At 63.9% G+C, this 16,369-nt stretch carries 15 protein-coding genes and 2 pseudogenes; 13 read left to right on the forward strand and 4 right to left on the reverse strand.

Annotated features, from left to right (window positions below; genetic code table 11):
• The first annotated feature begins 12 nt into the window (after positions 1 to 12).
• A complete protein-coding gene (locus JF52_RS0109055) occupies positions 13 to 378 on the forward strand; it encodes a VOC family protein (protein ID WP_033105869.1) in 366 nt (121 codons plus the stop codon).
• A gap of 59 nt (positions 379 to 437) precedes the next feature.
• Here JF52_RS0109055 and JF52_RS16535 read toward each other — a convergent pair whose 3' ends face one another.
• A complete protein-coding gene (locus JF52_RS16535) occupies positions 438 to 812 on the reverse strand; it encodes a HepT-like ribonuclease domain-containing protein (RefSeq protein ID WP_052166861.1) in 375 nt (124 codons plus the stop codon).
• Positions 809 to 1,267, reverse strand: a complete 459-nt coding sequence (locus tag JF52_RS0109065) for a nucleotidyltransferase domain-containing protein (RefSeq protein WP_033105870.1) — start codon at positions 1,265 to 1,267, stop codon at positions 809 to 811. The genes JF52_RS16535 and JF52_RS0109065 overlap by 4 nt, the downstream gene beginning before the upstream one ends.
• Before the next feature lie 114 nt (positions 1,268 to 1,381).
• Here JF52_RS0109065 and JF52_RS0109070 point away from each other — a divergent pair, with 114 nt between their 5' ends.
• The 7 genes and pseudogenes from JF52_RS0109070 to JF52_RS0109100 form a co-directional block, all read left to right on the forward strand.
• Positions 1,382 to 2,101: a GntR family transcriptional regulator gene (locus tag JF52_RS0109070; RefSeq protein WP_052166863.1), complete on the forward strand. Its 720-nt coding sequence runs from the start codon at positions 1,382 to 1,384 to the stop codon at positions 2,099 to 2,101.
• Positions 2,098 to 3,642 (forward strand): MmgE/PrpD family protein, encoded by a 1,545-nt coding sequence (locus tag JF52_RS0109075; protein WP_033105871.1) that lies wholly within the window; start codon positions 2,098 to 2,100, stop codon positions 3,640 to 3,642. The genes JF52_RS0109070 and JF52_RS0109075 overlap by 4 nt, the downstream gene beginning before the upstream one ends.
• A 136-nt stretch (positions 3,643 to 3,778) precedes the next feature.
• Entirely contained in the window at positions 3,779 to 4,678 is a 900-nt protein-coding gene (prpB, locus tag JF52_RS0109080; RefSeq protein ID WP_033105872.1) for a methylisocitrate lyase, read from the forward strand.
• 134 nt (positions 4,679 to 4,812) lie between these two features.
• Entirely contained in the window at positions 4,813 to 6,003 is a 1,191-nt protein-coding gene (locus tag JF52_RS0109085) for a bifunctional 2-methylcitrate synthase/citrate synthase (RefSeq protein WP_033105873.1), read from the forward strand.
• Entirely contained in the window at positions 6,003 to 7,187 is a 1,185-nt protein-coding gene (locus JF52_RS0109090) for a thiolase family protein (protein WP_033105874.1), read from the forward strand. Before JF52_RS0109085 ends, JF52_RS0109090 begins: the two co-directional genes overlap by 1 nt.
• 124 nt (positions 7,188 to 7,311) lie before the next feature.
• Positions 7,312 to 8,135 (forward strand): annotated as a pseudogene (locus tag JF52_RS16310) (pyruvate, water dikinase regulatory protein).
• 37 nt (positions 8,136 to 8,172) lie between these two features.
• Positions 8,173 to 8,820: pseudogene (locus tag JF52_RS0109100) on the forward strand (PEP/pyruvate-binding domain-containing protein); the annotation flags it as partial.
• 13 nt (positions 8,821 to 8,833) lie between these two features.
• Here the strand turns inward: JF52_RS0109100 and JF52_RS0109105 are convergent.
• A protein-coding gene (locus JF52_RS0109105; RefSeq protein ID WP_223309011.1) for an IS3 family transposase occupies positions 8,834 to 10,284 on the reverse strand; the annotation gives its coding sequence in 2 pieces (ribosomal slippage) (positions 8,834 to 9,909 and positions 9,909 to 10,284; 1,452 coding nt in all).
• Between the two features lie 94 nt (positions 10,285 to 10,378).
• Here JF52_RS0109105 and JF52_RS0109115 point away from each other — a divergent pair.
• Positions 10,379 to 10,981, forward strand: a complete 603-nt coding sequence (locus tag JF52_RS0109115) for an SDR family oxidoreductase (RefSeq protein WP_235272349.1) — start codon at positions 10,379 to 10,381, stop codon at positions 10,979 to 10,981.
• Positions 10,950 to 12,005 carry a zinc-dependent alcohol dehydrogenase gene (locus tag JF52_RS0109120; protein WP_235272350.1) on the forward strand — a complete coding sequence of 352 codons (1,056 nt, stop codon included), beginning with the start codon at positions 10,950 to 10,952 and terminating at the stop codon, positions 12,003 to 12,005. Before JF52_RS0109115 ends, JF52_RS0109120 begins: the two co-directional genes overlap by 32 nt.
• A 58-nt stretch (positions 12,006 to 12,063) precedes the next feature.
• On the opposite strand, the gene JF52_RS0109125 is transcribed toward JF52_RS0109120, so the two are convergent.
• Positions 12,064 to 12,807: an IclR family transcriptional regulator gene (locus JF52_RS0109125; RefSeq protein ID WP_052166864.1), complete on the reverse strand. Its 744-nt coding sequence runs from the start codon at positions 12,805 to 12,807 to the stop codon at positions 12,064 to 12,066.
• A 105-nt stretch (positions 12,808 to 12,912) separates the two neighbouring features.
• Between JF52_RS0109125 and JF52_RS0109130 the strand changes: the two genes are divergently transcribed.
• The 3 genes from JF52_RS0109130 to accC all read left to right on the forward strand — a co-directional run bounded on the left by JF52_RS0109130 (position 12,913) and on the right by accC (position 16,362).
• Positions 12,913 to 14,436 carry a pyruvate carboxylase subunit B gene (locus JF52_RS0109130; RefSeq protein ID WP_033105877.1) on the forward strand — a complete coding sequence of 508 codons (1,524 nt, stop codon included), beginning with the start codon at positions 12,913 to 12,915 and terminating at the stop codon, positions 14,434 to 14,436.
• A 5-nt stretch (positions 14,437 to 14,441) separates the two neighbouring features.
• Complete coding sequence (gene accB, locus JF52_RS0109135; RefSeq protein ID WP_033105878.1) at positions 14,442 to 14,957, forward strand: acetyl-CoA carboxylase biotin carboxyl carrier protein; 516 nt, start codon at positions 14,442 to 14,444, stop codon at positions 14,955 to 14,957.
• 67 nt (positions 14,958 to 15,024) lie between these two features.
• A complete protein-coding gene (accC, locus tag JF52_RS0109140) occupies positions 15,025 to 16,362 on the forward strand; it encodes an acetyl-CoA carboxylase biotin carboxylase subunit (RefSeq protein ID WP_235272387.1) in 1,338 nt (445 codons plus the stop codon).
• Positions 16,363 to 16,369: the final 7 nt, after the last annotated feature.

Below are 16,369 nucleotides of genomic sequence, written 5' to 3' on the forward strand. Positions count from 1 at the left end.
GATAGGACCGAAATGGCACACGGAGACATCACGCACATCGACATCCCGGTGGGTGACATGGAACGCGCCAAAGCCTTCTACTCGGGGCTCTTCGGCTGGGAGATCGCGGAGATGCCCGGGTTCGAGGGCTATCCGATGTGGCAGGCGCCGAACAAGATCAGCGGGGGAGGGCTCGCCCCGCGCAGCGCCGACTTCGCTCAGCCGCGCTCGTACGTCGAGGTCGATTCGATCGATGAGACCATGGCCGCTGCCGTCGAGGCCGGCGCGACGGTACTGCTGGAGAAGCAGCCGATCACCGAGACGAGCTGGTGGGCGGCGATCAGTGACCCAGACGGCAACTCGATCGGACTGTATGAAGGCGTGACTGACGCAGGTTGAGCGACCGGGGAGATCGCCATGATGCCCGCGGAACGAGTTCGAAGCAGGGGAACTGGCTTTCACAGCGCGTCGCGGATCCGGGTGACCGCGGCGAGGTCGCCCGGCGCGTTCTCCACGAGGGTCTTCCAGATGATCTGCCAGTCGATGCCCTCGCCGTAAATGTGACCGACTTTGTCGCGGGTGTTCATGAGCGCTCGCCAGTTCGCTTCCGCATGCGAGTCGCGAAACGCCGAGGGGAGGTCCTTCACCGCGTTGCCGATCTGGATCAGTGCGGCATATGACGCATAGCGGTTGACGAAGTCGTCAACGAAGAACGCGCTCTCGCCTCGGCCGGCGATGTCAACGCACTGCCGTAAGAGCGACTCGATCGCGGCAAGATTCGGCTCGATCCTCGCTTCCCGCTCTCGGTTCTGACGCACTGGATCCGCCGTCATCCTGCGACCTTCTCGGGCATCGGCAGATCGAAGGCGGTGCGTTTCATCTCCTCGTTCGCAGTCCGGCCGGAGACCAGATCGACCTCGACTCCTAGCAGTGCCGAGATTTCGTCCTCCATTGCGACGACCGTGTACAGAGACGTGTTCGTCCCGAAGTCGACGAGGAGGTCGAGATCGGACTCGGGGGTGTCGTCACCCTTCGCCGTCGAACCGAACACGCGTACGCGAGTCGCCCCGTAAGCTGCGACGATCCGCGCGACCTCTGTCTCACGGCCCGCGAGTGCTTCGCTTGGCCGAGGTCGCATGGCGTTGATCAGTCGGGTTCGCAGTTCCGGTGACAGGGCTTTCGTGCCGGACTCGTATGCTGCGATGTTCGGCCGTGCCGTTCCGGCGCGTGCGGCGAGCTCGGCCTGGGTGAGTCCTGCAGCGAGGCGCATTGTTCGAAGATCATCCATGTATATAAATATACGCTCTCGGGAGACTGCGCACCAGAGGGTGATTTGTATACGTTCTCTTGCTCGCAATGAGCGAGCGTGCCCGTATGGACAATTTATGTATACACTAGCCGTGTGAGCACCACTGTCGAGGGCACCACTCCCGAGCGAACCAGGGCGAGTGATCGCGCCTACGCGACGCTGCTCGAGGAGATCCAGTCCGGCGATCTCGCTCCAGGCACAGTTCTCGCCGAGGTCGAGCAGGCCTCCCGTCTCGGCGTCAGCCGCACGCCGCTGCGAGAAGCGCTGCAGCAGCTCAGCGCCGACGGCCTGGTCGAGCAGCAGTCGCCGAGGGTCACGGTTGTGACGGACATCGACGCCGACGACATCCGATCGCTCTTCGAGATCCGCCGCGCGCTGGAGGAGTCGGCCGCCCGCCTCGCCGCCGCACGCGGCGACGCCGAGCTGTTCGCGCGCCTTGCCGCCGAGTTCGCGGATGCCGGAGCATCCCTCGATGCCGCGACGGGGCGCGACGGCTACTACGCGCTCATCGCGCGCTTCGATCGGGCGGTGGATGCTGCGGTCGACAACGACTACATCGCCGCCGCCCTGCGCACCGTGCGCACGCATCTCGTGCGAGTGCGCCGGCTGTCTCGCGACAACCCTGCTCGGCTCGAAGCATCCGTCGCCGAGCACCGGCTCATCGCCGAGGCCCTCGCCGAACGCGACGGCGACCTCGCCGCGCACGCCACGCATGTGCATCTGCGGAACGCTCTCACCAGCATCCTCGGGAGCATCCACAACCCAGACATCGCTCAGAACCCCGAGCGCACCGAGAACGAAGGACAGCCATGACCGTCACCCACCACGTCCGCGTCTACAAGAGCGAAGAAGACCTGCCCCGCGAGAACCAGCTGGCATGGAAGATCGCCGAGGTCGCGACGGATGCCGTCGAGGTCGAGCAGGACGTCGTCGACATGATCATCAACCGCATCATCGACAATGCCTCCGTCGCCGCAGCATCCCTCACCCGAGGCCCGATCATCGCGGCCCGCGACCAGGCGTTCAGCCACCCCGTCTCGACCGGTGGCAAGGGCGCGACTGTCTTCGGCGCACCGCTCGATGCGCACACCAGCCCTGAGTGGGCGGCCTGGGCCAACGGCGTCGCCGTGCGTGAGCTCGATTACCACGACACCTTCCTCGCCGCGGAGTACTCCCACCCGGGTGACAATATCCCGCCGATCCTCGCGGTCGCCCAGCACACCGGGGCCGACGGGCGTGCCCTCGTCCGCGGCATCGCCACCGGCTACGAGATTCAGGTCGACTTGGTGAAGGCGATCTGCCTGCACAAGCACAAGATCGACCATGTCGCGCACCTCGGCCCTTCGGCCGCCGCCGGGATCGGCACGCTTCTCGGCCTCGACGCCGAGACGATCTACCAGGCCGTTTCGCAGGCGCTGCACACCACCACCGCCACACGGCAGAGCCGCAAGGGCGAGATCTCGACGTGGAAGGCGCACGCCCCGGCGTTCGCAGGCAAGATGGCCGTCGAGGCGGTCGATCGCGCCATGCGCGGCCAGACCAGCCCCTCGCCGATCTACGAAGGTGAAGACGGCGTGATCGCCTGGATGCTGGACGGCCCGGATGCCGCGTACGAAGTGCCGCTGCCCCCCAAGGGCGAAGCGAAGCGCGCGATCCTCGACTCGTACACGAAGGAGCACTCCGCGGAGTATCAGGCGCAGGCCTGGATCGACCTGGCGCGGAAGCTGCACAAGGAATATTTCTCGCTCCCTGAGCCTGTCGAAGGGCGCACCTGGCATGACATCGAGTCCGTTGTGCTGCACACCTCGCACCACACGCACTACGTGATCGGCTCTGGCGCGAACGACCCGCAGAAGTACGACCCGACCGCGTCGCGCGAGACGCTCGACCACTCGATCCCGTACATTTTCACCGTGGCGCTGCAGGATGGCAGCTGGCACCACGTCGACTCGTATGCTCCTGAGCGTGCCGGTCGTGCGGACACCGTCGAGTTGTGGAACAGGGTCACGACGCTCGAGGATGCCGAGTGGACACGTCGCTACCACTCCAACGACATCGCGGAGAAGGCGTTCGGCGGTCGCGTGGAGATCACCTTCACCGATGGCTCGACGCTGGTCGACGAGATCGCGGTCGCGGATGCGCACCCGCTCGGCGCCAGGCCCTTCGCCCGCGAGAACTACATCGCGAAGTTCCGCCTGCTGGCTGAGCCGGTGCTGTCGTCTGAGGAGATCGAGCGGTTCCTGTCGCTCGTGCAGCGCCTGCCGGAGCTCACCGCCGCTGAGGTCGCCGAGCTCTCGATCATCGCGAAGCCGGGTGTCGTGGCATCCGAGCCCACCACCAAGGGGTTGTTCTGATGACGCCCTTCGACGGGCTCAGGGCTCGGGGCCGCAGCCGGTCGCTGAGCCTGAGCCTTACCCGGTCGCTGAGCCTGAGCCTTAGCCGGTCGCTGAGCCTGTCGAAGCGTCCGGCGATCCACCGAAAGGACTTCTAATGCTGTATTCCACCACCACCCCCGCCGAGAAACGCCGCCTCTTCCGCGAGCGTCTCGCCACCGGTGAACTGCTGCGTTTCCCTGGCGCGTTCAATCCGCTCTCCGCACGCCTCATCGAGCAGAAAGGCTTCGAGGGCGTCTATATCTCGGGCGCCGTCCTCTCTGCCGACCTGGGGCTGCCGGACATCGGACTCACCACGCTCACCGAGGTCGCGGGCCGCGGTCAGCAGATCGCACGGATGACCGAGCTGCCGGCGATCATCGACGCCGACACCGGCTTCGGCGAGCCGATGAATGTGGCTCGCACGATCCAGACGCTCGAGGACGCTGGCCTTGCCGGAGCCCATATCGAGGATCAGATCAACCCGAAGCGCTGCGGTCATCTCGATGGCAAGGCCGTGGTTGATCTCGGCACGGCGGCGAAGCGCATCCGTGCCGCCGTCGACGCGCGCCGTGACGAGAACTTCCTCATCATGGCGCGCACCGACATCGCCGCCGTCGACGGTCTCGTGGCCGCGAAGGATCGCGCCAAGGCGCTGGTGGATGCCGGGGCCGACGCGATCTTCCCCGAGGCAATGCGCTCTCTCGAGGAGTTCGCGGCGATCCGGGATGCTGTGGACGTGCCGATCCTGGCGAACATGACCGAGTTCGGGAAGTCGGATCTGTTCAGCGTCGACCAGCTGCGCGATGTCGGCGTGAACATCGTCATCTGGCCGGTGTCGCTGCTGCGCATCGCGATGGGCGCGGCGGGTCGTGCGCTCGATACGCTGAACGACGAGGGGCATCTCACGAGCAAGCTCGGCGAGATGCAGCATCGCGCAGACCTGTATGACCTCATCGACTACGAGTCGTACAACCATTTCGACTCCGGCGTCTTCAACTTCACCGTCGACCGATAGTCGGTCGCACCCGCGGGTCGTTGAGCGAGCGAAGCGAGACGAAACGCATTGAGGACACTTCGACTCGCTACGCTCGCTCAGTGCGGGCCTCCGTGAGTCGAAGTGACGAAACGCAATCTGCAAAGGAGCACGGTATGACTGACAACGACATCAAGAAGGGCCTCGCAGGGGTCGTCGCGGATGAGACGGCGATCAGCAAGGTCAACCCCGAGACGAACAGCCTGCTCTACCGTGGCTATCCGGTGCAGGAACTCGCCGCGACCCAGTCGTTCGAGGCCGTCGCCTACCTGCTGTGGCACGGCGAGCTGCCGACTTCCTCGGAATTGGAAGCCTTCCGCGCGACCGAGCGCGCGAACCGTGCGCTCGCCCCCGCGGTGAAGGAGGCCATCGATCGCCTCCCGATCGATTCGCACCCGATGGACGAGGTGCGCACCGCGGTCAGCGTGATCGGCGCGATCGAGACGGCCGGCATCAGCAACGTACTGGATGCCGTCGGCACTCCGGAGGAGAACCTCGAGCGCAGCCTCAAGCTGTTCGCGGCTCTTCCGGCGATCGTGTCCTACGGCCAGCGTCGTCGTCGCGGCCAGGAGGCCGTCGAGTCGCGTGATGACCTCGACTACGCCGCGAACTTCCTGTGGCTGACGTTCGGTGAAGAAGCCGCCCCGGAGGTCGTCGACGCGTTCAACCGCTCGATGATCCTCTACGCGGAGCACTCGTTCAACGCGTCCACGTTCACGGCGCGCGTGATCACCTCGACGCTGAGCGACCTGTACTCGGCCGTGGTCGGCGCGATCGGTGCGCTGAAGGGACCGCTGCACGGTGGCGCCAACGAGGCCGTCATGCACATCTTCGATGAGATCGGTACGGCATCCGAGGTGAAGGGCTGGCTCGACACCGCGCTCGCCGAAAAGCGCAAGATCATGGGCTTCGGCCACCGCGTGTATAAGCGCGGCGATTCGCGTGTGCCCACGATGAAGGCAGCCCTCGACACTCTCGTCGAGCACTACGACCGTCCGGATGTCGCGGAGCTGTACTCGACGCTCGAGGACGAGTTCGTCTCGCGCAAGGGCATCTACCCCAACCTCGACTACCCGTCGGGACCGGCGTATAACCTCATCGGCTACGACACCCTCACCTTCACGCCGCTGTTCATCGCGTCGCGTATCACCGGTTGGACCGCGCACATCCTCGAGCAGCAGGCGTCGAATGCGCTGATCAGGCCGTTGTCTGCGTACAACGGTCCGGATGAGCGTCACATCGAGGAGTACGTGCCGGATACTGCGGCGATCGATGTGCTGGAGCGGGCTGAAGAAGCGGCGGGATGATGTCTACCTCGCGGGAGAAGATCGCGATCGTCGCCGGGGCGCGGACCCCGGTGGGTCGTTTTGGTGGGGCGTTCAAGGACACTCCTGCGCATGAGCTCGGTGCTGCGGCGACGGTTGAGGCGCTGAAGCGCTCGGGTATCTCGGGTGACCGCGTCGGCGAGGTCGTCATCGGCAACATCGGTCAGGTCGCAGGGGATGCCTATATCTCGCGTCGGATCGCTTTGTCTGCCGGTCTCGACGTCAATACGCCGGCATTCACGGTGAATCGACTGTGCGGGTCGGGGCTGCAGGCGATCTGGTCGGCGGCGCAGGAGCTGCTGTGGGGCGGTATCGATGTTGCTGTCGCCGGCGGTGCCGAGAACATGACGCGAATGCCGTTCTATGACTTCAACGCGCGGTTCAACGACCGGCTCGGACATCGCCAACTGCTCGACGGCACGATCGCGATGCTCACGGATCCGTTCACCGAGAAGCACATGGGAACGACGGCCGAGAACGTCGCGTCTCGATTCGGTGTGACTCGGCAAGAGCAGGATGCTTTCGCCCTCGAGTCGCAGCGAAGGGCGGCGGCTTCCGAGGCTCAGGCTGCTTTTGTTGAAGAGATCGTTTCAGTGACTACGTCGGGCCGTAAGCCCGTTGAGGTGTCTCGCGATGAACACCCGCGACCGGAGACGACTCTGGAGACGCTCGCTTGCTTGCAGTCGGCTTTCGTCAAGGATGGTACCGTCACTGCGGGCAATGCCTCCGGCATCAACGATGGTGCTGCGGCTACGGTGCTGATGCGTGAGACAGATGCGCGCGCCGAGGGTGCTCCCGTTCTCGCAACGATCGAGGCGGTGACCACCGCGGCACTTGAGCCGGAGATCATGGGCTACGCGCCCACGCTCGCGCTGAAGAAGCTGTTCAAACAGACCGGACTCACGCCCTCGGATATCTCGACAATCGAGCTGAACGAGGCGTTCGCGTCACAGGCGCTTGCAGTGATTCGCGATACGGAACTCGACCCGGCTCAGGTGAACCCTTACGGCGGAGCGATCGCGCTGGGGCACCCGGTTGGCGCTACGGGTGCGATCCTGACGTTACGGGCCGCGCTAACGCTGCAGCGTACCGGGGGAGAATACGCGATCGTCACGATGTGCATCGGTGGCGGGCAGGCACTGGCTGCGCTGTTGAAGCGGGGTTAAGCAGTCTACGGCGGCCCTTCGACAGGCCCAGGCCGTCGCGGGCTCTTACTCTGCAGGAAAGAAGCGCGATTCCTTCACCTTGATTTGGTCACGAGAAGCGTTGAACCTTGCATAGTTTTGAATTATCCCCCTCCCTGCAGCGCAAGACGACGCCGCTCCCCGCGCCGCATACTTCGTCTCGGACAGCACGGGTGTCACGGCTGAAACCCTCGGCAACGCGCTCCTCGCGAACTTTCCCGGCATCCGCTTCTTCAAGCACACGATCCCCTTCGTGCTCACGGAGGCGGAGGCTCCAGCATCAATGCCGACGCGGAACAGGGCCGAGAGCCGCTGTTGTTCATCACTGTCAAGCAGGCGGCGCTGCGCGGCATTCTCCAAGAATCCCGCGCCACACTCATCGACCTGCTCGCCGGGCATCTGACCGAGCTCGAGCAGGCGCTCGGCGTGACAGCATCCGAGCAGCTCGGCAACTATCACGGCCTCGGCGACACCGACCGGTACTTCGCGCGGATGCGCGCCGTCGAATACGCGATCGAGCATGACGACGGGCAGAGCTCCCGTGCTCTCGACCAGGCCGACGTCGTCATCATCGCCCCATCGCGCTGTGGCAAGACGCCGACGACGATGTATCTCGCACTGCAGCACGGTCTGCGCGTCGCGAACTACCCCCTCACAGACGACGACTACCCGGCTGAAGGACTCCCGCGCGCGGTCGCGAAGTACGGCGCTCGCTGCTTCGGACTCACCACCACGCCTCTGCGACTGAGCCAGGTGCGTCACGAGCGCCGTCCGAGTTCGCAGTACTCCAGCCTCGAGCAGTGCACCATCGAGTTGCGCCGTGCCGAAGACCTCTATCGACGAAACCGTGTTCCCTTCCTGAACTCTTCGACCAAAAGCGTCGAGGAGATGTCCGCGGTCATCATGCAGACCATGAAGCTGCGTGCGTGATCGTGCTTTTAACAAACCCAGTGAAAGAGGCATCACTATGAGCAACATCCTCTGGTTCGACGAGGTCGGCATGGCGGACCTTCCTCAGGTCGGTGGCAAGAACGCCTCTCTCGGCGAGATGGTCTCCCACCTCTCCGATCTCGGCGTGCGCGTGCCAGGTGGTTTCGCGACGACCGCCGACGCGTACCGCGCGTTCCTGACAACCAATGGCCTGGACGCCCGCATCCGCGAAGCCGTCGAAGCCATTGACGTCGATGATGTCACTCAGCTCTCGCGCGTGGGTGCCGCGGTGCGTGAATGGATCGAGCAGCAGCCCCTGCCCGCCGAAATCGAACGCGACATCCGCGCTGCGTACGCACGCCTGGTCGAGAACGACCCGACCCCGGATGCCGTCTCCTGGGCCGTCCGCTCGTCGGCCACCGCAGAAGACCTCCCGGACGCCTCCTTCGCCGGTCAGCAGGAGACCTTCCTCAACATCTCGGGCATCGACAACATCCTGCAGGCGGTGAAGCAGGTGTTCTCCTCGCTCTACAACGACCGTGCGATCTCTTACCGGGTGCACAACGGCTTCGATCACCACGACGTCGCATTGTCGGTGGGCGTGCAGCGGATGGTGCGCTCCGACATCGGAGCATCCGGAGTCATGTTCACCGTCGACACCGAGCGGAATTTGTCAAGGCGAGTGAGGCCGGTGGGTGTTAGGCGGCGAGTTGGATCTCGTCGGTTGGTGGCTGGTTGATCCACGCGGCCGGGTCTCGGTCGAGGATCTTCGGTCGCGTCTGTCGCGTCGTGAACCGTTCGGGGTGGGCGCGGCGGGCGGCCTCGAGTGTGGCGTCTCGGTCGCGGTCGATGGCGTCGGCGTGCCCGTAGTGCACGTCGGCGGGCGTGTGCATGCCGATGCCGGTGTGCCGGTGGTGGTGGTTGTAGGCGTGCACGAATTCGTCCAGGAACTGCCGTGCGTGGGCGAGGGAGACGAACCGGTCGGGGAAGACGGGCAGGTACTTCATCGTCTTGAACAGCGCTTCGGAGTAGGGGTTGTCATTGGACACGTGCGGTCGGGAGCGGGACGCGGTCACGCCGAGATCGGCGAGCAGGGTGCGGACGGTCTTCGACGTCATCGAGGGGCCGCCGTCGGAGTGCACGACCTCGGGGGTGCCGTGGATCCCGAACGCGTCGGTCATCATCTCCTTGGCGAGTAGGCCGTCCTCGCAGGCGTGCACGATGGCGCCGACGATGTAGCGGGAGAAGATGTCGATCATCACGTACGCGTCGTAGTACGTGCCTTTGACAGGGCCGGCGAGTTTCGTGATGTCCCAGGTATAGACCTGCCCGACGGCGGTCGCGATCAGCTCCGGCACCTTCCGCGGCGGATGGGTCGCGAGCCGGCGCCGCTCCCGTACCTGCGTGTGCTCGCGCAGCACCCGATACATGGTCGAGACCGAGCCCACGTATTCGCCGCGCTCGAGCAGGATGGGATAGATCTGCAACGGCGGCTTGTCGACGAACTCGTCACTGTTGAGCGTGGACAGCACCAGCGACCGCTCGACGCTCGAGAGCTTGTTCGCTGGGGCAGGACGAGCCGACGGCGGCTCGGGGTCCGGTCGGCGTGCGCGGGAGGCGGCGCGGGTCGCGGTCGCACGCGCCACGCCGGTCAGGGCTGCCGCCTGCCGGGTCGGCACGTCCGCGGCGGCCAGTTCGACGTAGGTGTTCATGAGCGCTTCCCGCGCCGCGGGTCGGTGTCCGCGCTCTCGGAGATCTGCCCCAAGAGCGCGTGCGCTTTTCCCATGATCTCCAACGCCGTCCGCGTCATCGACAACTCCACCTCGGCCTTCCGCAGTTGCGCCTTCAACCGGGCGTTCTCGGCCTGCGCGGCGCTGGGACGACCGACCGCTTCGCCGGGGTTCTTGCCCTCCAGCAGACCCGCGTCGCGCTGCTTGCGCCACTCCGAGATCAGCGACGAGTACAGGCCATGTCGGCGCAGGTATCCCGCGCCCTCACCCGTCTCGCACGCGACCTCGTACTCGGACAGGTACTGCAACTTCTGGCCCGGCGAGAACGAACGCCGACGCGTCGGCCCGTCCGGGATCGAGGGTGCGCTCACGACTCCATCATCGGCCGCGACGACCGCGACCGGGGAACTCAAACTCATCAGATTGGTGATCCTTCAACTCGCCCCACGAGGCGGACTTGCTATAAACCGGTGGACTCACTCAACCCTGACACGTAGGGGCCCGGTGAGGCATGTGCTGCACACAGCCGGTCTGTCTCCCGCGCAGGCGCCGACGGCTGCGGTACTCGCGGTGGATCTGCTCGGAGTGGCCCTCGTGCTGGACGAGTTCGGCGAGGTCATCCAATCGGGAGGGGCCGGTGTCGTCATCTCGAGCAGTTCCGCCTACCTGCGCTCGCCGATCGACCCGAACGTCGAAGCTCAGCTTCGGTCGGCGGCAACCGACGAGCTGCTCGATCTTCCCGCCGCGTCCGTTGACGCCTTCTTGCACGCGGGAGATGCGTACTCGTTCGCGAAGCGTGCGAATCAACTGCGTGTGCAGTCAGCGAGTACGGTGTGGGGCGCTCGTGGTGCTCGCATCAACACCATCAGCCCCGGCATCATCTCCACCAAGATGGGCCGACAGGAGCTCGATGGAGAGTCGGGTGGGATCATGCGCGCGATGGTCGAGGCGTCCGGCAGCGGCCGGCTCGGTTCGCCGGATGACATCGCCGGTGCCGTCGAATTCCTTTTCTCGGACGCCGGTTCTTTCGTGACCGGTATCGATCTGCTTGTCGATGGTGGCGTCGTCGCTGCGGTAGCGAGCGGTGCCGTCGAGCTTCCTGCATTCAACTCCTGAGGGGCAAGAGATGGAATCGATTATTGTCACTTCACCGAGCGTCGCGTCGCGCGTGACCGTGGAGCAGCCGCGACCGGGGCCGGGAGATGTTCTCGTGCGGATACGCGCGTGCGGCATCTGCGGTTCAGACTCGTTGTATGTGGAAATGGGCGGGGCGCCGCCTCACTTCACCGAGACCCCTTTGGGCCATGAGCCCGCGGGGGAGGTCGTGGCGGTCGGAGCATCGGTGTCCGGTGTCGCCGTCGGTGATCATGTCGTGATCAACCCGATGGCGCAGGACGGCGTCATCGGCAATGGCGGGCCCCGGGGTGCGCTGGCCGAATTCCTGCTCCTCCCTGACGCTATCGCCGGACAAGATTTTCGCGTGATCCCTTCAGAGATTCCCTGGAGCGTTGCTGCATTGAACGAGCCGATGGCGGTGGCCTATCACGGCGTGAACCGCTCCGGTGCGACTCAAGGCACGAAGGCCGTGGTGTTCGGCGCCGGCCCGATCGGGCTGGGGGCGGCGATCGGGCTCGCAGCGAAAGGTGCGGAGCATGTCGTCGTCGTCGATGTAGTGGCGAGACGGCTCGAGAAGGCGCTGGCCGTCGGGGCAGATGCCGTGATCAACTCGGCGGAAGAGGATGTCGTCGCGCGGCTTCGCGAGCTTCACGGCGAGGTGCCGGGGTTCTACGGTGCGCCTCCTCGCCCGGCTACAGACGTGTACCTGGATGCAGCGGGAGCGCCAGCGGTGTTCCAGACCGTGATGTCAGCGGTCAAACATCGTGCTGTCTACACCATCGTCGCTGTCTATAAGGATGCAGTTGAGCTGGATCTGCAACAGGCGCTGACGAGCGAAGTCGATATTCGGCTCTCGATGGGATACCCCACCGAGATCTTCTCGGTGACTGATTCGATCATCGCCGATTGGCAGAAGTATCAGCACATCATCAGTGACCTGGTGCCGTTCGCCGAGGTAGAGCGCGCGCTCACGCTCGCCAGGACTCCGGGTGCCGCGGACAAAGTCATCGTGACGTTCGACTGAAGCGCGGAGCGTGAGCCGCGTAGTGCACCATCCGGCGCGCTGCGCGGCTCACCCGGCGTCAGGTCTGCGTCGAGTGGGAGAGCGATGCGCAGTGCCGTATCGCCGCCAGGTACATCGCTTCGTTCTGCTGAAAGCGGTCGATGGGCGAGGTGAGTGAAAGCGCGGCTCGCACTTCGCCGTCCACGAAAATGGGGGCGCTGAGCGAGTAGACCCCGACCTGCAGCTGTTCACGGTCAAGCGCGATCCCCGTCGACCGGATCTGCTCGAGCACGACGTCGAGTTCTTCGCGGGTACGCAGCGTATTCGGAGTCGCCGCGGTGTAGTCATAGCCCGCGAGAGCCCAATCGCGCGATTCTTTGTCGGCGTACGCGAGCATCACTCTCGCGCCCACCCGTGCGTGAATGTTCTCTGTGTACCCGACGACGAGGCCGGACACTCGCACCGCCTGTTTGCCTTCTACTGCCGCTATGACAGCGATCTGGTCGCCTCGCCAGGCGGTGAGGTAACAAGATTCACCTGTTTGGCGCGCGAACTCGTTCAGCGCTGTGCGCATCTCGGTCGAGGGGCGCAGCTGGCGCAGAGCACTCTGCATGATGCGTTCACTGGCGGTGCCGAGTTCGTAGCGTCGCATCGAGTCCTTCCGCAGAAGACCGACTTGCACCAGTGTGCTGAGCAGATGGTGCGTCGTCGGTCCGGTCAGGGAGAACTGGTGTGCGACGTCCGATGCGAGGACCCGCGGATTCTCGGCGACGTAGAGATACACATGCGCAGCACGTTCAACGGACTTGATGGTGGTGACCATGGGCTTCCCCTTGACAAAGCTGGACAGTGCTTTCATACTTTTGGCGTTAAGTTCAAATGACTTTCATCATCTGAAAGTTACCCTAGTCTACAAAGAGGTGTGGCGATGACGGCAACCGACCGCGAACCGATCGCGTCGATCATGAGTTTGGGCGGACGCCCCGCGAACAGTGGGCGCGAGATCCGCGTGATCGATACGACTTTGCGGGACGGACATCAGAGCCTGTGGGCGACGCGGATGCGCACGGACCACATGCTGTCGATGGTGGATGATTTTGCCGCAGCAGGGTTCGAACAGATCGATCTCGTCGCCCCGATTCAATTCGATGTCTCCGTCCGGTACTTGAAAGAAGACCCGTGGGAGCGCGTGCGGCTGATGCATCGGGCGGCGCCCGACATGAAGTTCCGCGCACTGATCCGATCACGCAATATCGCGGCGTTCGATTTCCTTGCGGACGACATCATCGAGAACTGGGTGGATCGCTTATACGCGAACGGGTTCCGGGTGATCGGCTCGTTCGACGGGCTGAATGACTACGACAACATCGTTCCTGGTCTGATCCGGGCGAAGAAGCTCGGAGCGTCGACGTTCGGAGCGGTGTCGTTCTGCGAGTCGCCGGTCCACACGGATGAGCTGTTCGTGGCGAAGACGAAGGAACTGATCGAGCGGGCAGATGTCGACGCGATCATGCTGAAGGACGCCGGCGGTCTGCTTACCCCTGAGCGGACTCGGGTACTCGTGCAGAAGATGAAGGCGGTCATGGGAGACCTGCCGCTCGAGGTCCACACGCATTCGATGACGGGTCTTGCGCCTCTGGTGTACCTGGAAGCGGCGGAAGCAGGTGCGGACGTGCTCCACACGTCGATCGCGCCGCTCGCGAACGGGACAGCTCAGCCTTCGACGCAACGTGTGGTGCGCGATCTGCGCGCCCTCGGGTATGTCGTGAACGTCGATGACGCTCGAGTGGATGCGATCAGTGATCGGATCACCGAGATCGCAGAGATCGAGAACAAGCCGCTTGGTGCCCCGATGGAGTACGACGGGATGCATTACATGCACCAGTTGCCAGGCGGCATGCTGTCGAACTTCCATATGCAACTGAACGCGGCGGGTATGAGCGATCGGCTCGATGAACTCCTGGTCGAGACAGCGCGCGTGCGCAAGGAACTGGCGTACCCGATCATGATCACTCCGTTCGCACAGCACGTGGGAACGCAAGCGGTGATGAACGTGATCACGGGTGACCGATACAGCATCGTGCCGAACGAAGTGAAGAAGTACGCCCTCGGCTACTACGGCAGCCTCCTCGGACCGATCGATCCGGAGGTGCTGGAGTTGATCCTCGCGAATGGAGCGTCGGATATTCCGCCGGAGCCCGCTCCGATTCCACCGATGCTGCCAGGGCTGCGGGAGAGGTATCCGGACGCAGGCATCGACGAATTGCTGCTGAGAGCGATGTTTGCCGGTACGCAGGTCGACGAGATGAAGAAGACGGTTGCGTCTGGTGGGAACCCGGATGAGGTGCCGCGGCCGCTGTTGGGTTTGATTCAGGCGTTGTTTGCGGGCTCTGATTCGGGCACGCAGGTATTGAAGACTGGCGATCTAGAGATCGCCCTGGTTAAGGAGTGAGTGGAATGGATATTCGCGAATTGAAGGCGATTGTTGAGTGGGCGAGCCTGACTGAGGGTGTGCGTGAGCTGTCCCTCAAGGTGGCAGATGTTGAGTTGTTCGTTTCGAAGAACGAGTACAGCCGCAACGCACCGGCCGCGGAATATGCCGCCCCCGTTACCGCACCGGCACCCGCAGCGGCTCCGGCTCCAGCTGCTCCGGCGACGCCGGCTCCTGCACCGGTTGCCGCTCCTTCTCCTGCAGCGCCGTCTTCTTCGGGGGCGGGGGAGCTCGCACCGGGTGAGATCGTGGTGAAGGCGCCGATGGTGGGTACGTTCTACGCGTCACCGCAACCGGGCGCTCCTGCTTTCGTCCAGGTGGGTGACACGGTCCAGGCCGATACGGTCTTGTGCATCGTCGAAGTGATGAAGCTCATGAACAATGTCGAGGCACGTGTTTCGGGCTCGGTCGTTCGCGTGCTGGTAGAGAACGAGGCGGCGGTCGAGTACGGGCAGCCCCTGTTCGTGATCAGGCAAGCCTGAGGCTTAGCCATTGCTTGTTGGGGTATTTCGGCATCGGGTATGAGGAGTGGTTGTGGCTGTACGAAGTGTGTTGATCGCGAATCGTGGCGAGATCGCGTTGCGAATCGTGCGCGCATGTAAAGAACTCGGAATACGGTCGATCGTCGCGTACTCCGAAGCGGACGCGGATTCGTTGCCGGTGAAGCTCGCGGATGCGGCGGTGTGCATCGGGCCCGCGAATGCCAAGCTGAGTTACCGGGATCCGAAGCTGGTTGTGGGTGCGGCGCAGGCATTCGGTGCGGACGCGATCCATCCCGGGTACGGGTTCCTCGCGGAGAACGCGGATTTCGCTGCCTTGTGCGAGGCCGAAGGCGTCACGTTCATCGGTCCTTCATCGTCGGTGATTGCTCGGATGGGAGACAAGATCCAAGCGAAGCGCATCGCACGGAAAGCCGGTGTGCCGACGGTCCCTGGATCTGATGGGGCCATTAGCGACTTCAAGGAAGCACTCAAGGTCGCGTCCGAAGTGGGTTACCCGATGCTGATCAAGGCATCTGCCGGCGGTGGTGGCCGTGGCCTGCGTGTGGTGGAGAACGCGGCTACGCTTGAGAAGGACCTTGCCGAGATCATGGCGGAGGCGGAGGTCGCGTTTGGTGACGCGTCAGTCTACATCGAACGGTATTTGACCGACATCCGTCACATCGAGATCCAAGTCGTGTCTGATGGGACGACCGTATTGCAGTTCGGAGAGCGGGACTGCACGGCACAGCGTCGGAACCAGAAGCTGGTGGAAGAGTCCCCGTCTCCCATACTGGATGCGCAGTTGCGCGAGGGGCTCGCTGAAGCTGCGGTCGCGTTGTGCCACGAAGTGGGCTACACGAATGCGGGAACGGTGGAGTTCGTGTTCGATAACGTGGAACGAAAATATTACTTTATCGAAATGAATACACGTATCCAGGTTGAGCATCCCGTAACGGAGATGGTCACCGGAGTGGATCTGATCAAGTTGCAACTGCAGATCGCCGGGGGCGAGAAGTTGTCACTCACGCAGGAAGACATCCGGGTCTCAGGCCATGCAATCGAGTGCCGCATTAATGCTGAGGATCCGGGGCGGAACTTTGCTCCGAATCCGGGCACCGTTGAGGGTTTCCGGGCCCCCGGTGGATTCGGGGTGCGGTTTGATTCCCATATCGAGTCCGGTTATCGGATCCCTCCGTTCTACGATTCGATGGTGGGCAAGCTCATTTGTTGGGGGCGGGATCGCGAGGAAGCGATCGCTCGTACGCTGCGGGCACTTGATGAGTTGGTGGTGGGCGGCGTGGTGACCACGGCCAGTTTCCAGGCAGAAATTCTGGGTAGTAGGGGCTTCCGTTCAGGGGAATTCAATACCGCGTATATTTCCCAGCTGATGGCGCAGCGAGACTGAACTGCGC

Source organism: Microbacterium profundi (genome assembly GCF_000763375.1).
GTDB classification, from domain to species: Bacteria; Actinomycetota; Actinomycetes; order Actinomycetales; family Microbacteriaceae; genus Microbacterium; species Microbacterium profundi.

What these genes read in the sequence shown, in the direction of transcription:
- JF52_RS0109055 (WP_033105869.1), top strand. Translation starts at nt 13, where the DNA reads ATGGCACACGGAGACATCACGCACATCGACATCCCGGTGGGTGACATG.
- JF52_RS16535 (WP_052166861.1), bottom strand. Translation starts at nt 812, where the DNA reads ATGACGGCGGATCCAGTGCGTCAGAACCGAGAGCGGGAAGCGAGGATC.
- JF52_RS0109065 (WP_033105870.1), bottom strand. Translation starts at nt 1,267, where the DNA reads ATGGATGATCTTCGAACAATGCGCCTCGCTGCAGGACTCACCCAGGCC.
- JF52_RS0109075 (WP_033105871.1), top strand. Translation starts at nt 2,098, where the DNA reads ATGACCGTCACCCACCACGTCCGCGTCTACAAGAGCGAAGAAGACCTG.
- prpB (WP_033105872.1), top strand. Translation starts at nt 3,779, where the DNA reads ATGCTGTATTCCACCACCACCCCCGCCGAGAAACGCCGCCTCTTCCGC.
- JF52_RS0109085 (WP_033105873.1), top strand. Translation starts at nt 4,813, where the DNA reads ATGACTGACAACGACATCAAGAAGGGCCTCGCAGGGGTCGTCGCGGAT.
- JF52_RS0109090 (WP_033105874.1), top strand. Translation starts at nt 6,003, where the DNA reads ATGTCTACCTCGCGGGAGAAGATCGCGATCGTCGCCGGGGCGCGGACC.
- JF52_RS0109125 (WP_052166864.1), bottom strand. Translation starts at nt 12,807, where the DNA reads ATGGTCACCACCATCAAGTCCGTTGAACGTGCTGCGCATGTGTATCTC.
- JF52_RS0109130 (WP_033105877.1), top strand. Translation starts at nt 12,913, where the DNA reads ATGACGGCAACCGACCGCGAACCGATCGCGTCGATCATGAGTTTGGGC.
- accB (WP_033105878.1), top strand. Translation starts at nt 14,442, where the DNA reads ATGGATATTCGCGAATTGAAGGCGATTGTTGAGTGGGCGAGCCTGACT.